Here is a 15,040-nt window from a genome sequence, read left to right as displayed (position 1 = left end):
AATAGACTTTCACCTTCAGTTACAACCAGAAAGGTAAAATATTATATAATTGTCATATAAAACAACAACAACAAAGGAAACTGCTCGTTACAGTTTCCTTTTAAAATTTATAAACACAATCTTAGTGAAGTGGTTTATTTTGTTCACGCTTTAACTTATCTGGTGTAACATCATTACCTTCAGGGTCAATAACAGTAACACCTTTTAATGTATTTAACATAGAAGCTCTAAACTTTTCTAAATATTCTTTTCTTAATTTAGATTGTTCCTTTGCCTCTAATTCTGATAAACCTTCCGTCTTTGCTTTCTTGGCAAGCGAATTAATTCTCGCTAATTTTTCTTTTGAAATCATTGTGTTACACTCCTTCCCATCCAAAAAGTCTTCAACCATATGGAGAAGATACTTAATAGCCATATTACTAAATATGAATGCATTTGACAAGAAAGCAGTTTACAATCATGTTTTTCACTATAATTTTCAGACGATAATACGTTGGTAAAGTATTGCTTTAAGATTTGGTAAAGCTATGTATCATTGTGCTCTTTTGAAAAATATGAATCTATTTAATGTAGGAAGCGTATGGAAGTAAGGGGAATGAGGAAATATACTTTCACTATCGTTTAATGTAAAAAAACATGGATTAATCTTAGGAGCACAGATAACCATTCACAATTTACGTTATTTCCCTCCAATGATGGTGCATGAACTCAACAATTGAAGGATCTTTCAGTATGCTTTTTTCTTGGGAGCAAAACAAGATATCTTCGTCTTTCAGTTTTAAAATATATTGCGCAATCAAATTAAGTGACATATTAGATTTGTATCATGATGGTTCATGATCCACCAGCTCTATTTCATCTATATATTCATTATATCTACGGTTAACGGTCGCTTTAGATACTTTATAACCAAAGCCTCTTAACGTTGCAGCAATTTCTGCAAAAGTAAGGTTGTTTTTTCTCAATTTTACTATTTCTTCAATTGGTACTTCTATTCGTTCTCTGCCGTTTATATTACCTTGGTTTTTTAAATTTTTTTCAGGTCGAAAGCCTTTTTGAACAGCTTTTTGCATCCCTCTTTTAATTTTTACATTATGTAGTTTTCTTTGATATTCTTCAACCATGCTAACAATCTGTAATACCATAGAATCTGAATCTGAAAGTTGCAATTCCCCGTTATGGGCAATTGTAAAAATCTTCCCATTTTCTTTAAGTATACAATGTAAGATGGCGATTTTAGCATTGCCTCTTCCAATCCTGGTTTCATCTTGAATAAGAACAGCCTCCGCTTGTTTCTGTTTTAGTAACTCTAATAATTGCAGCACACCTATTCTTTCTAAATCATAGCCACTTGCTTTCTCACGTATCACTTCAACTACAATCATATCCTTCATTCTCGCTAAATGTAAAAGTTCTTCTTCTTGTCTAGCAAGGGACGTTTCCTGTGTATCCTTCGTCGTGCTCACCCTACAATATATAATTACATTCATTCTCATTCATTCCTTTAGTCTTCTAATATCACACTAGCTAAATTGGTTTCAGATATTATTTCACCATCTGTAATGGGAAGATATACCGTATCACCAGGATGTATTTCACCTAAATGTATATGATTAAATTCTTCTACCCAAGCAACAAAATCTTTAGAAGACATATTATGGGCATCTCTAAAATCCTCCGCAATTTTCCATAAAGAATCCCCTTGTTTTACTTCAACCTTTACATACTCCTCCTGATTTGCATTACCAGTGTTCAAAAATAATAGGAAAGCCATACCGAAACTAAAAGCGATAAGAATAATAGCATAACTATAAGAATTCCACAATTGTTTTATCATTAATTGTCACCCCTGAATAGAATATATGTTCGATTTGATGATTTTAGTATAATGCGAACACTTGTTTCTGTCAACAAGAAAATTCGAACTTATGTTTGTATCTGTTTTCTACTGGTGGTATAATAAGCTTAATGATATTGACGAAGGTGCGTGATAGCGTGAAATTATCTAAGAGGCAGCAAGATATATTGAATTTTATAAAGGATGAAGTAAAACAAAAAGGGTATCCACCGTCTGTTAGGGAAATAGGCGAAGCTGTTGGACTAGCTTCAAGTTCAACCGTACACGGTCATCTAGCCAGACTAGAGAGTAAAGGGCTTATTCGTCGAGATCCAACAAAACCCCGTGCCATTGAAGTATTAAATTTAGAAGAGAGCAATCCAATTCCTAAAGTGCAAACAGTGAACGTTCCTATTATCGGTAAGGTTACTGCTGGTCAACCTATTACTGCGATTGAGAATGTTGAGGAATATTTTCCTTTACCTGAAAGAATGGCTCCGAGTGACGAAAATATCTTCATGCTTGAAATTATGGGAGAAAGTATGATTGAAGCTGGCATATTAGATGGTGATTATGTCATAGTCAAGCAGCAACAAACAGCAAATAATGGAGAAATCGTCGTTGCTATGACGGAAGATGACGAGGCCACGGTTAAGCGATTCTTTAAAGAGAAGAACTTTATTCGCCTACAACCAGAAAACCCTACTATGGAGCCGATTATTTTGCATAATGTATCTATTTTAGGCAAAGTTATTGGTGTTTATCGCCAAATTCATTAAAAAAGAGTGTCATTTTTGACACTCCTTTTTAATCGTTGCAATTATCTTTATATGTTACGCATCCAATTATTAAATTTGAAAAATTCAGTAAAATAGAATCATTACATGGAGACAAAAATATATTATAATGAAATTTACACCAAGAATCAACCTAAGGTCGCAAAAAAATCTCGGCTTTAGGAGTGTGAAGGAAAAATGTTAATGAACATTCTCTTCGCTGCGTTGATTGGTGGAATTGTCGGTGTTGCAGGGCATTTGCAGAGGTTAGGCAAACTAGTCAAGCCACGGATGACGAAAAAATTCATTTATTTAGGGTTCTTAGAAGACATCTTACTAGGAGGACTGGCGGCCGTATTTGTCATTGTGACAACAACACCGGATTCCCCCACTGCTGTTTTCATCATCTCTCTCGTTTCTGGTATGGGAGGAGAGGGTATCTTAAAATTATTAGATACCCTAAAAGTAAAAGATCACGAATAAATTTTATTCCGTTCTTATGAACGGTTTTTTGTTGTATATAAAAAGAACAAATAATATCTAGACAACCTCATTTTTCACCTACTATTATAAGAACTAAGCGCTAGAAATACCTGCTCAGACTGTTCAATTTCACATTTATGAAGGGATATAACACATCATCGTTTTACGATGAGTTGCTTCTTAAATTGTAGTATGTATGTCTTACACAGATCTTAGAATCACTTGACTACCTTCTACATGATGTTTTATGGGGCGATAAAACATCATGTCTTTTCATGAAAAACTGATGGTTTAATGGAATAAATGTTCATTTGATCCAGTTGATGGGTAAATAGAACAATCTACTTCAAAATACATACACTTTATATTCAATTCATCATCTATTAGGAATTAATAGCTATCTTGATTTCACGAACCAAGTCATCCACAGGTTGAGGATCGCTTCAAGCAACTATTTCTCATTGATTTCGATTATCTAGCATCATTGTTATAGTTTTTCTTCCTATTAATTAATAGATAGGACTGTAGACAAACTCAATATAAGGAGTTTGTCTACAAGTGAAGCAACCGTTAAGATTGGTTTTAAAGATGTTTTTTAGTATCCGCAATAGTTATTTTCTCATAAATTAACTTCCGCTAAAACACTGTAAAAGCACTCTCAACTATCGGGTTTTCCTCAGTGCCTTATACCTCAACTGCAACAATATCATCACAACAGATCGTAGTGATTCTTACACGACCTTTCTTGTCACAACAATCATCGTGACGATGACATTCCGCTTTTGCTAAGAAGACTAAATTTCCACGAACATCGATAAACTCTCCGAACACATGGCCGCCACCTTTAAGAAAAACCTTCACATCTTCACCACGGGAAATGTTCTTAAAAAACTCATCGCAGCCACAATCGTTATTGTCGTCTTTGCTGTAATTACCACAACCATAATTATTGTTGTCATATCCGTATGAGTCTGAATATCTTGGGCTTCTACCAAAAAAACAATTATTATATCCCATACCTCTTCCTCCTTTCTATGATTATGTTAATACTATATGTGGATGGTCTTGCAGTTGTACGGGCTATACCACCCTGTTAAGAGACCATTTTATTTGCTCTATGTTTCTATCTTTTAATCTTTCTACCCTAACTAAATAAAGAAGCAGCCGTTATGGCTGCTTTGAGCTAGATCCTTTTTAGTATCTCTTAAATAGATAGCAAGTTGAATGATGATATGAAACTGTTATATCCTATTGCCTTAATTCCTCGATGATACAATAAAGAAGAATCTTAATTATCGAGTTTCAACTGCAACGATATTATCACAACAGATTGTAGTGATTTTTACTCGACCTTTCTTGTCACAACAACAATCATCGTGATGATGACATTCTGCTTTTGCTAGGAAGACTAAATTTCCACGAACATCGATGAATTCTCCTGATACATGGTCGCCGCCTTTAAGAAAAACTCTCACATCCTCACCACGGGAAATGTTCTTAAAGAACTCATCACAGCCACAATCCTTATTGTCGTCTTTACTGTAATTGCCACAACCACAATTGTTGTTATTATATCCATATGAGTCTGAATATCTTGGGCTTCTACCAAAAAAACAATTATTATATCCCATATCTCTTCCTCCTTTCTATGATTATGTTAATACTATATGTGGAAAATGAAGAGTTGTACGGGCTATCTCACCCTGTTAAGAGACCATTTTATTTTCTCTTTGTATCTTCTTTTAGTTTTTCGAGTCTACTCTAACTAATATAAAAAAGCAGCCGTTATGGCTGCTTTGAGCAGAGTCCTTTTAGTATTTATTAAATAGATACGAAGTGAAGAAGCAGTTATATCCCTTGCAATAACTTCCTCTAAGACACATAAAAAAGGACTCTTACTAAGGTGTTTCTTTAGACTTCAACTGCAACGATATCATCACAACAGATCGTAGTAATCCTTACACGATCTTTCTTGTCGCAACAATCTTTGTGGCGATCATCGTGACGATCATCGCGACGATGACAGTTAGCTTTTGCTAGGAAAACTAAATTTCCACGAACATCGATAAACTCTCCGAAAACATGGCCGCCGCCTTTAAGGAATACTTTCACATCCTCACCACGGGAAATGTTTCTAAAGAATTCATCGCAGCCACAATCGTTATGATCATATCCATATGAATCTGAATAGTTTTGATTTTTATATCCCATATTCTCATCCTCCTTTCTATGATTATGTTAATACTATATGTGGAAGATGAAGAGTTGTACGGGCTATATCACCTTGTTAAAAGACCATTTTATGTTTTATATGACATCTTTTAGATTTTTTTAAATGCATGGAAAAGCGACGTTAAGGTCCATTCTATAAAAGGAATAAGGTTCAAAATGAATGTCTTAAGACCTCTCCTCACCACTTTACTTTCTTCTATTTTTAATACAAAAAAACCGCAGGTACCTCGATTACATCGAGTTTACCTACAGTCACATTTTTTGGTCTTATTTTGGTCAACAGAATAATTAGTTGGTCATGAATTTTATTTGAGCAAAACAAAACCCCCTCAAACCATAGTGGTAGAGGGGTTAATTTTATTAATACATTTGTAAATATTGCTCGCGTTCCCATGGGTGAACTTGCGTACGGAACATATCCCACTCAATTTCTTTTGCTTCGATAAAGTGTTCAAGAATATGTTCACCAAGTGCAGCAACCATTACTTCATCTTGTTTAAGAAGTTCTAGCGCGCTATAAAGTGTAGCTGGAAGATCTTTAATGCCTTCAGCTTCACGCTCTTCTTTGCTCATCACATAGATATTACGATCTACTGGAGCTGGTGGTGTTAGGTTGTTTTTCACGCCATCTAACCCAGCTTTAAGAAGAACAGCCATTGCAAGATAAGGATTTGCAGCTGGATCCACACTACGTACTTCTACACGTGTACTGACACCACGTGATGCTGGGATACGAATAAGTGGTGAACGGTTTCTTGCAGACCAAGCAACATAACAAGGAGCTTCATATCCAGGCACTAAACGTTTGAAAGAGTTTACTGTTGGATTTGTTACAGCTGTGAAACTTGGTGCATGGTTAATGATACCTGCAATAAAATTACGTGCTGTATCACTAAGTTCTAAATCACCTTTTGTATCATAGAATGCATTTACACCATCTTTAAATAAAGAAACGTTACAGTGCATACCTGATCCGTTCACACCGAATAATGGTTTTGGCATAAATGTTGCGTGTAAACCGTGTTTACGTGCAATTGTTTTAACGACTAATTTAAATGTTTGGATGTTATCACACGCTGATAATGCATCAGCATATTTAAAATCGATTTCATGTTGCCCTGGAGCCACTTCATGGTGAGAAGCTTCAATTTCAAAGCCCATTTCTTCAAGCTCAAGAACGATATCACGACGGCAATTTTCACCTAAGTCTGTTGGAGCTAAATCAAAATAACCACCATTATCATTAAGTTCTAAAGTTGGTTCACCTTGTTGATCTAACTTAAATAAGAAGAATTCTGGTTCAGGTCCAAGATTGAAATCTGTAAAACCGAGGTCTTCCATTTCTTTAAGGATTCTTTTTAAGTTATTACGTGGGTCTCCCGCGAATGGCGTACCATCTGAATTATAAATATCGCAGATTAAACGTGCTACTTTTCCTTTTTCAGCTGTCCAAGGGAAGACTACCCAAGTGTCTAAGTCTGGGAATAAATACATATCTGATTCTTCAATACGAACGAAACCTTCAATTGAGGAACCATCGAACATCATTTTATTGTCCAAAGCTTTTTCAAGCTGACTAATTGGAATCTCTACGTTTTTAATTGTTCCTAAAATGTCAGTAAATTGTAATCTGATAAATTTTACATTTTCTTCTTTAGCAATACGTCTGATATCTTCTTTAGTGAATTTTGCCACCTTGTGTTTCCTCCTTTAAAGTCAAGAAAAGATTTTTTATTTTAATGGAAAAAGCGTGATAAATCACCTTGTCTTAAAGACGATCGAGTAAACCTACCTGCTTGCATAAATTCTTTACGCAAAAGCTTTCTCAATTCATCATCTGACAAATCATGTCTCACTTTTTCTTCTTGCTTCTTAAATGCTTGTTCATCCATCTCTTGTTGTTGTTTCACTGTAAATAGTTGCTTTATTCCCGCCATATTGACACCTTGATCAATTAAATCTTTGATTTCTAGCAATTTATCAATATCATTCAATGAATACAGCCTTCTATTCGTATCCGTTCTAGCTGGAGTAATCAATTGGTGTTCTTCATAATAGCGAATCTGTCTTGCAGTAAGCTCAGTCAGCTGCATAACAATGCCAATTGGAAAGAGCGGCATGGAACGACGTATTTCACTTCCAGTCAACCATCTCTCCTCCTTCATTCTTTTACTTTTTATTTCTTTGTATCTTATATCCTATTATATGTCGTGTTAGATAATCTGTCAACAAAATGTTATGTTTTATCACATGTAAATGATGAAATTTTCAAACTTTTCTCCTAGTATTGAAAAAAGGCAGCGTATATTCGCCTCCTTTCTCCACATTTATTGATTCTTTTGAATGAGTTTTTTCTCTAATAATTGGTCTAACGCCGTACAAATGGCGATTTTTACATGAGAATAGGTTAATCCGCCTTGAACATATGCTTCAAAAGGGGGGCGAATAGGTCCATCTGCTGTTAGCTCAATACTTGCCCCTTGGATAAAGGTACCCGCAGCCATAATAACATCATCCTCATATCCTGGCATGTATGCTGGATATGCAGTTACGTGAGAGTTGATTGGGGAAGCATATTGAATCGCTTGACAAAAGGCAACCATCATTTTAGCATCACCAAATTGTACTGATTGAATTAAGTCTGTTCTCTCTGCATCCCATCTTGGATTTGTTTTCATCCCAAAGTATTCAAGGATTGCTGCAGTAAAAACCGCTCCCTTCAAAGCTTGTCCCACTACATGGGGAGCTAAGAAAAAGCCTTGATACATCTCCTGCAAACTATAAAGGGATGCACCAGCTTCGGCTCCTATTCCAGGGGAAGTTAATCGATAAGAACACGCTTCAACAAGAGCTTTTTTCCCAACAATGTAACCACCAGTTTTCACTAATCCACCGCCAGGGTTCTTAATAAGTGAACCGGCCATTAAATCGGCACCAATATGACATGGTTCCATCTCTTCAACAAATTCACCGTAACAATTATCTACGAAGACAACGACTTCAGGGTTAATTGACTTAACAAAATCAATCATTTCTTTTATTTCATTTATTGTAAATGATGGTCTTTCCGCATAACCTCTTGAACGTTGTATACCAATCATCCTTGTATTAGATGTCATTCTTTCTTTGATTACTTCATAATCAACCCTACCATTCGCTTGCAATTCAACCGTATCATAACCAATACGAAATTCTCTTAGAGACCCTACCCCTTTACCTCTAATACCGACGATTTCTTCTAACGTATCATAAGGTTTACCTGTAATATATAAAAGGTCATCTCCCGGTCGTAAAATACCAAATAATGCAGTCGATATAGCATGGGTACCAGATATGATTTGTGGTCTAACCAATGCTGCTTCGCCACCAAAGACATCTGCATAGATTAATTCTAAAGTATCTCTACCCGCATCGTCATAGCCGTATCCTGTTGACGGTATAAAGTGGCTATCACTTACACGATGTTTTTGAAAACTTTGCAGTACGCGAAATTGATTATCATCTATTCTTTGCTCTATTTTATGTGTCACAGCAGAAATTTTCTTTTCTACTTCTTGAACAATCTCAAAAAGGGATTCTCCATTTACTAAGCTTTGGAACATGTTTTACACCTTTACTTTCTATACTCTATAATAATTTAGCATTTGTGTGATTGGATGATCTTTGAAGTAAAAACCTTTAGCTAAATATATTTGTTCTTCTTCGATAAATTCACTACTCCGCACAATAGTCACCGTATTTAGGAGCGATAATAACTTTCCTTCTGAAGCAGGGATTGCAGCAGTATATGAATCCATTAATTGAGTGATTGCTCGTTCAATTGCCTCTTTTAGCAGCTGGCGATCACGATCATTTAAGGCACTTATTTGTAACGTGTCCTTACCCTTTGTTGGGATGAATCTTTCATGTGCTTCATCCTTTTTATTATATACGATTAATTGTGGTATCTCTTCTTGCTCTAAATCATCAATTAATTGCTTTACAGTTTGTTCATGTTGGATGTAGTCAGGATTAGACATATCGACTACATGTAAAATAAGATCCGCTTCGTTTACTTCTTCTAAAGTAGATCTAAAGGCTGCAATTAACGTAGTCGGTAAGTCTTGTATAAATCCAACTGTATCCGTTAAAAGAGCTGTATATCCACTTGGTAAAGACATTTTTCTTGTCATTGGATCCAGTGTGGCAAATAATTGATTTTCTTCATAGGAATCCGCTTCTGTTAGGCGATTAAACAGTGTAGATTTACCCGCATTCGTATAACCTACTAAGGCAATTTGCAGTGCTTGATTCTTCTTTCTTCTTTCACGGTAACGCTTCCTATGATGAACAACTGCTTTCAATTGCTTATCAATATCATCTATTTTCTTTCGTATATGACGTCGGTCTGATTCGAGCTTTGTCTCACCGGGACCTCTTGTTCCAATTCCCCCGCCTAGTCGTGAAAGTGCTGTTCCTTGTCCCAATAATCTCGGTAGTAAATATTTTAATTGAGCTAATTCAACTTGAAGTTTCCCCTCTTTTGAACGAGCCCTGCCTGCAAAAATATCAAGAATCAACTGCGTGCGATCAATAATTCTTGCCGAAATGAATTCGGATAGGTTACGAACTTGGCTAGGAGATAGTTCATCATTAAAAATGATCACATCAGCTTCTGTCTCTTCTTGTAGACGTGAAATTTCTTCAACTTTCCCTTTTCCTATATATGTAGATGGATGAATTCTTTCTCTTTTTTGTATAACACTTGTAACGACTTCACCATTTGCCGTTTTTGTTAGTGACATAAGCTCATCCATTGAATAACTATATTGCAAATCGTCTTCAGTCGTTTGACAGCCGACAAGTATCGCTTTTTCTTTAAAAGACTGTTGTTCCATTAAAGCCCTACTTTCTTTTTAACATATTATTATCATATCAAATTCTTTTGTAATACACTAATTATTCTTTACGTTAAAGGGAGAAAATTTCCTTTTATCCACAATGTCTTGCAGTTTTATCTATCATTATCATTTGCCAAAAAAATTATTAATTAAAAATCATTGATTTCATGCTATTTCATGTTAAAATCTATATGTTTGTGCAGGATTTTAAGAACGTGTGGTGATATGTGGTGTTAACTTGGGATTTTTTAAGTATGATTGGTACAATTGCTTTTGCCATTAGCGGTGCAATCGTAGCTATGGAAGAAGATTATGATATATTAGGCATTTATATTTTAGGCATCGTCACTGCCTTTGGCGGAGGAGCCATCCGTAATTTATTGATTGGGGTACCCGTTTCAACATTGTGGGAACAGGGAACTTTTTTTCAAATCGCCTTATTATCTATTACATTGATTATCATTTTTCCCCATCATTTATTAAAGCATTGGCATAAATGGGGAAACTTCACTGATGCCATTGGTTTATCAGCATTTGCTATACAAGGTGCACTTTATGCTGCTGATATGAATCATCCATTAAGCGCAATTATCGTTGCCGCAGTATTAACAGGTAGTGGTGGAGGAATGATTCGTGATTTATTAGCACAAAGAAAACCTTTAGTATTACGATCAGAAATCTATGCTGTTTGGGCGATTATTACAGGGTTATTAATCGGATTAAATATTTTTACATCATCAGTAGAGCTCATTATATTATTCATAACAATTACCGCCCTTAGAGTATTATCTTACACTTATAAATGGAAACTCCCTACAAAACAATATAAGTTAAATTAGTCATAAAAAACAGAGCCAGCTCAAAGCCCACTATACAAAGTAGGAGAGCGGCTCTATTTTTTCAATTAGCATTCCTATTAATAACAAAAAACAAACTCCTAAATTAAGCGGAGCTAGGACTCATTCAATCGTCTTCTTCAAAAACTAAATCGTTACTTCTAATTGTCATTAATTCATGGCGGTCATAATGACTTTGCATTAAAAGCCTCATGGATTGTGCACGTATTGCCTTTTCAATAATATTCCTTATATATCTTCCATTAGAAAATGTTTGAGGATTTAATACTGTTTTCACCCAAAGTAAGTGATCTTTTAATTTCCTTTCACTTTCTCTGCTAAGTACGTACTCTTTTTGTTTCAGCATTCTTTGCCCGATTTCCATTAGTTGTTCAATTGAATAATCCGGAAAATCTATGACAAGCGGAAATCTAGAATGTAAACCTGGATTTAACGATAAAAAATAGTCCATTTCCTTTGAATATCCCGCTAAAATGAGTATAAAATCATGCTGTTTATCTTCCATATGTTTCACTAATGTATCGATCGCCTCTTTACCAAAATCTTTTTCCCCTCCTCTACCGAGGGAATAAGCTTCATCAATAAAAAGGATGCCTCCGATCGCTTTTTTAATTAAGTCTCTCGTTTTTTGAGCCGTATGGCCAATATATTCTCCTACTAAGTCAGCCCTTTCAGCTTCGATCAAATGCCCCTTTGTCAAAACATCCATTTTTTGAAATAGCTTACTTATTAACCTAGCTACCGTTGTTTTCCCTGTTCCAGGATTTCCTTTGAACATCATATGAAGGGACTGCTTTCCCGCTTTCAGTCCTGCTTCTTCTCGCTTCTTGTTCACGTAAATCCAGGCGTAAATTTCTTTAATCATTCTTTTCATTTCTTCCATGCCTACTAAGGCAGCTAATTCTTCTTCAATTTCTCTAAGAGCAAGATGCTCTGATTGTAAGGTTTTTTGTACCACATTCGGTTCGGGTATTTCTTTTGTTAAGGCTTTTCTTTTTTGAGAATTTAGTACAATACTGATTTGTCCATTATTTTTCAAACGAATCGGCTGATCCAATAGCTTTCACCTCACATTCTCTTGCACCAGTATACGCTAAGATTGCCTTAATTGTGACAAAAGCCTAGACGTTATCTCAAGTAGTTATTTAGCCTATTCTATTATTAGAAGTAAGAGTCTTCTTGTTCATATATATTCAATTTGGAGAAAATCATTAAAGTTTTTTTAGTCAAAACAAAATTGTTAATCACTTCAAATGATATATACCATCATTATCCCCAAAAGGATTGTCAAACCATAAGAAAAAGCCCGCATGATTTGCGGACTCGGTGAAGCAACTTATTATTTTTGTTCCATATCTAACGACACATTTCGTTGAGGAGCAAATGTTGAAATCGCGTGCTTATAAACAAGTTGTTGTTTTCCTTCTGATTCAAATAGGACAGTAAAATTATCAAACCCCTTTACTTGACCCCTAATTTGGAAACCGTTTAACAAGAAAACTGTCACATTGGCGTTATCTTTACGCAATTGATTTAGAAATTGATCTTGGATATTGATTGATGTTTTCATTACAAATCCTCCTCTTTTATCTCTATTATTATGTATTCGATTTAATTTTCAGCTTTCCTTCAATCGTTACATAAATTTCATTGATTTTTTTATGAAAACCCTTTGAATCGAGGGCTATACTCATATCTATCCAACTAACATCCATTTTATTACGAAACCAAGTTAGCTGCCTTTTGGCATATCTTCGAGAGTTTTGCTTCAGCTGTTCAACAGCCTCATCTAAAGAAATCAATCCATCAAAATAAGGATAGAATTCCTTATATCCTATCGCTTGCATTGACTGACAGTTTCGCAATCCTTTTTCACAAAATCCTCTCACCTCAGCCAATAAGCCTTTATCCATCATTATATCTATTCTCTGATTAATCCGTTTATACAAAAGATCTCTATCCATGGTTAAACCGATTACAGCGGCATTATATACCGATTCAGGTTTCTGAGTATTTTGCCACTCTGTCATCGTTTTTCCTGTACAATGGTATACTTCGAGAGCTCGAATCACTCTTCGAATGTTATTAGGATGAATTTTTAAGGCAGATTCCGGATCGACCACCTGTAATTCCTTATGAATACAAATATTCCCTTCAACTTTCGCCCTTTCCTCTAAGTGCTTTCTGAAACCATCATCTGAGGCAACATTTGAAAATTGATAGTCAAATAGAACGGATTGTATGTATAGTCCCGTCCCTCCTACAATAATCGGTAACTTCCCTCTCCTGCTGATTTCAGTTATCTTCTCTCTAACAATCGTTTGAAATGCAGCTGTCGAAAAACTTTCATCCGGTTCTTTAATATCAATTAAATGATGGCGAATACCCTCAGTCTCTTCTTCCGTTATTTTGGCTGTACCAATGTCCATACCTTTGTATATTTGCATGGAATCACCACTAATAATTTCACCATTGTATTTTTTTGCCAGTTCAATACTTGTTTTTGTTTTCCCTACTGCAGTAGGTCCTATAAGAATAATGATTTTTTCTTTTTGAGTTGTCATTCATTCACACTGCCTTTTAGTCTTTCAATTTCTATCTTATCGTACCATAAGCATAGGAAGGAAAAAAGACAATCAATACCCAAACATTATTCACCCTTTTTCTACAAATTAAACCTTTTTTATTGCGGATTCGATTCTTTTTTACAGTGGAGATTACATTTTTATAACGTTTTATTTACATTCAGGCTTCTATGGTCGTTTCATGTTACCTTATAAAAAGCGGAGTTTAAGATAAGATGTCTTATGAATATGGTCTTATGAAAATGGTTTGAGACGAAGCAGAATTATAGGAAATTAGGTGATTGATAATGATAGGAAATGCTGAAATTGGAATCGATTTAGGAACAGCTAATATACTTGTTTATAGTAAGGCAAAAGGTATCGCTCTCAATGAACCTTCTGTTGTTGCGATTGATACAGAAACAAAAAAAGTACTAGCAGTTGGTACTGAAGCAAAAGAAATGATTGGTAAAACACCAGGACGGATTGTTGCTATACGCCCACTAAAAGATGGCGTCATTGCCGATTTCGATACAACGACAGAAATGTTACGTCATATTATGAAAAAAGCTGCAAAAGCAGGCGGCTTCTCAATTAGAAAGCCGAGTGTCGTTGTTTGTACACCTTCCGGGTCGACAAGTGTAGAAAGAAGAGCGATTCAAGATGCTGTACGAAATGCAGGCGCGAAAAAAGTTTTCGTTATTGAGGAACCTGTTGCAGCAGCAATTGGCGCTGGCATGCCTGTCGATGAGCCAGTCGCAAATGTGGTAGTTGACATAGGTGGCGGTTCTACTGAAGTAGCGATTATTTCCTTCGGTGGTGTAGTTGCTTGTCACTCCGTTCGTATTGGTGGAGACCGTTTAGACGATGATATTATTCAGTATGTACGTAAAGAATATAATGTGCTTATTGGAGAAAGAACAGCAGAAAATATTAAAATTGAAATTGGCCATGCGCTTATTAACCATGATGAACTTAAAATGGAAATACGCGGGAGAGATTTAGTCACTGGATTACCAAAAACGATTGAGCTTTCTTCCTTTGAAATTAGAGATGCGATGAAAGAAGCGTTACTCAGTATTTTAGAAGCGCTTAGAGCAACACTAGAAGATAGTCCTGCTGAATTAAGTGGTGATATTGTTGACCGTGGAGTCATCTTGACTGGCGGAGGAGCATTACTTAATGGTATGCAAGAATGGATCAGTCAAGAGATTGATGTGCCTGTTCACCTTGCTCCAAATCCGTTAGAGTCTGTTGCAATTGGGACAGGAAAATCATTAAAGTACATGGATAAATTACAAACAGCTAATGCGAAATAATAAAAAAAGAGAGAACCGCGTGTAACTATTTGCGGTTCTCTCTTTTTTATGTGACCTTAAGGATTACTATGTTAGTTTCCTATAAAAAACCT

17 protein-coding genes are annotated in these 15,040 nt (G+C 35.6%); 4 read left to right on the top strand and 13 right to left on the bottom strand.

From position 1 onward, the window contains the following. Positions 1–121: 121 nt before the first annotated feature. The 3 genes from MHH73_RS10045 to yneA form a co-directional block, all read right to left on the bottom strand. The gene (locus MHH73_RS10045) at positions 122–352 is read right to left on the bottom strand and encodes a DUF896 domain-containing protein (RefSeq protein WP_191812050.1); all 231 of its coding nucleotides are present in this window, start codon (positions 350–352) and stop codon (positions 122–124) included. A 472-nt stretch (positions 353–824) separates the two neighbouring features. After that, positions 825–1,490 carry a YneB family resolvase-like protein gene (locus tag MHH73_RS10040; protein ID WP_341066481.1) on the bottom strand — a complete coding sequence of 222 codons (666 nt, stop codon included), beginning with the start codon at positions 1,488–1,490 and terminating at the stop codon, positions 825–827. Positions 1,491–1,504: 14 nt separating this feature from the next. Continuing rightward, the gene (gene yneA, locus MHH73_RS10035; protein ID WP_191812054.1) at positions 1,505–1,837 is read right to left on the bottom strand and encodes a cell division suppressor protein YneA; all 333 of its coding nucleotides are present in this window, start codon (positions 1,835–1,837) and stop codon (positions 1,505–1,507) included. Between the two features lie 131 nt (positions 1,838–1,968). On the opposite strand from yneA, the gene lexA reads away from it, so the two are divergent. Next, positions 1,969–2,616, top strand: coding sequence for a transcriptional repressor LexA (gene lexA, locus MHH73_RS10030; RefSeq protein WP_191812056.1), 648 nt, complete (start codon positions 1,969–1,971; stop codon positions 2,614–2,616). Positions 2,617–2,811: 195 nt separating this feature from the next. After that, positions 2,812–3,096, top strand: a complete 285-nt coding sequence (locus MHH73_RS10025; protein ID WP_191812058.1) for a DUF4257 domain-containing protein — start codon at positions 2,812–2,814, stop codon at positions 3,094–3,096. Positions 3,097–3,780: 684 nt separating this feature from the next. Here MHH73_RS10025 and MHH73_RS10020 read toward each other — a convergent pair. The 7 genes from MHH73_RS10020 to hflX form a co-directional block, all read right to left on the bottom strand. Then, the gene (locus tag MHH73_RS10020; RefSeq protein ID WP_191812060.1) at positions 3,781–4,113 is read right to left on the bottom strand and encodes a hypothetical protein; all 333 of its coding nucleotides are present in this window, start codon (positions 4,111–4,113) and stop codon (positions 3,781–3,783) included. A gap of 275 nt (positions 4,114–4,388) precedes the next feature. Continuing rightward, entirely contained in the window at positions 4,389–4,727 is a 339-nt protein-coding gene (locus MHH73_RS10015) for a hypothetical protein (RefSeq protein ID WP_191812062.1), read from the bottom strand. A 280-nt stretch (positions 4,728–5,007) separates the two neighbouring features. Next, a complete protein-coding gene (locus MHH73_RS10010) occupies positions 5,008–5,307 on the bottom strand; it encodes a hypothetical protein (RefSeq protein WP_191812064.1) in 300 nt (99 codons plus the stop codon). A 381-nt stretch (positions 5,308–5,688) separates the two neighbouring features. After that, the gene (gene glnA, locus MHH73_RS10005; RefSeq protein ID WP_191812066.1) at positions 5,689–7,023 is read right to left on the bottom strand and encodes a type I glutamate--ammonia ligase; all 1,335 of its coding nucleotides are present in this window, start codon (positions 7,021–7,023) and stop codon (positions 5,689–5,691) included. A 41-nt stretch (positions 7,024–7,064) separates the two neighbouring features. Next, the gene (locus tag MHH73_RS10000; RefSeq protein ID WP_095369443.1) at positions 7,065–7,475 is read right to left on the bottom strand and encodes a MerR family transcriptional regulator; all 411 of its coding nucleotides are present in this window, start codon (positions 7,473–7,475) and stop codon (positions 7,065–7,067) included. Positions 7,476–7,655: 180 nt separating this feature from the next. Continuing rightward, complete coding sequence (locus MHH73_RS09995) at positions 7,656–8,930, bottom strand: methionine gamma-lyase family protein (RefSeq protein WP_341066470.1); 1,275 nt, start codon at positions 8,928–8,930, stop codon at positions 7,656–7,658. A gap of 18 nt (positions 8,931–8,948) precedes the next feature. Next, complete coding sequence (hflX, locus tag MHH73_RS09990) at positions 8,949–10,205, bottom strand: GTPase HflX (protein ID WP_191812070.1); 1,257 nt, start codon at positions 10,203–10,205, stop codon at positions 8,949–8,951. 257 nt (positions 10,206–10,462) lie between these two features. Here hflX and MHH73_RS09985 point away from each other — a divergent pair, with 257 nt between their 5' ends. Continuing rightward, positions 10,463–11,047, top strand: a complete 585-nt coding sequence (locus MHH73_RS09985; protein WP_191812674.1) for a trimeric intracellular cation channel family protein — start codon at positions 10,463–10,465, stop codon at positions 11,045–11,047. Positions 11,048–11,171: 124 nt separating this feature from the next. Here MHH73_RS09985 and spoVK read toward each other — a convergent pair whose 3' ends face one another. From spoVK to miaA, 3 genes are all read right to left on the bottom strand, one after another. Then, the gene (spoVK, locus tag MHH73_RS09980; RefSeq protein WP_095369446.1) at positions 11,172–12,122 is read right to left on the bottom strand and encodes a stage V sporulation protein K; all 951 of its coding nucleotides are present in this window, start codon (positions 12,120–12,122) and stop codon (positions 11,172–11,174) included. A gap of 282 nt (positions 12,123–12,404) precedes the next feature. Then, positions 12,405–12,635: an RNA chaperone Hfq gene (gene hfq, locus MHH73_RS09975; RefSeq protein WP_095369447.1), complete on the bottom strand. Its 231-nt coding sequence runs from the start codon at positions 12,633–12,635 to the stop codon at positions 12,405–12,407. 28 nt (positions 12,636–12,663) lie between these two features. Next, on the bottom strand, positions 12,664–13,629 hold the full coding sequence (miaA, locus tag MHH73_RS09970; RefSeq protein ID WP_191812073.1) for a tRNA (adenosine(37)-N6)-dimethylallyltransferase MiaA: 966 nt from the start codon (positions 13,627–13,629) through the stop codon (positions 12,664–12,666). Between the two features lie 308 nt (positions 13,630–13,937). Between miaA and mreBH the strand changes: the two genes are divergently transcribed. Further along, positions 13,938–14,948: a rod-share determining protein MreBH gene (mreBH, locus tag MHH73_RS09965; protein WP_191812075.1), complete on the top strand. Its 1,011-nt coding sequence runs from the start codon at positions 13,938–13,940 to the stop codon at positions 14,946–14,948. The last annotated feature ends 92 nt before the right edge of the window (positions 14,949–15,040 follow it).

Origin of the sequence: Cytobacillus sp. FSL K6-0265 (assembly GCF_038003465.1) — a bacterium.
In the GTDB taxonomy this organism is placed as follows: Bacteria; Bacillota; Bacilli; order Bacillales; family Cytobacillaceae; genus Cytobacillus; species Cytobacillus stercorigallinarum.
This window is presented reverse-complemented; position numbering and strand designations above follow the sequence as displayed.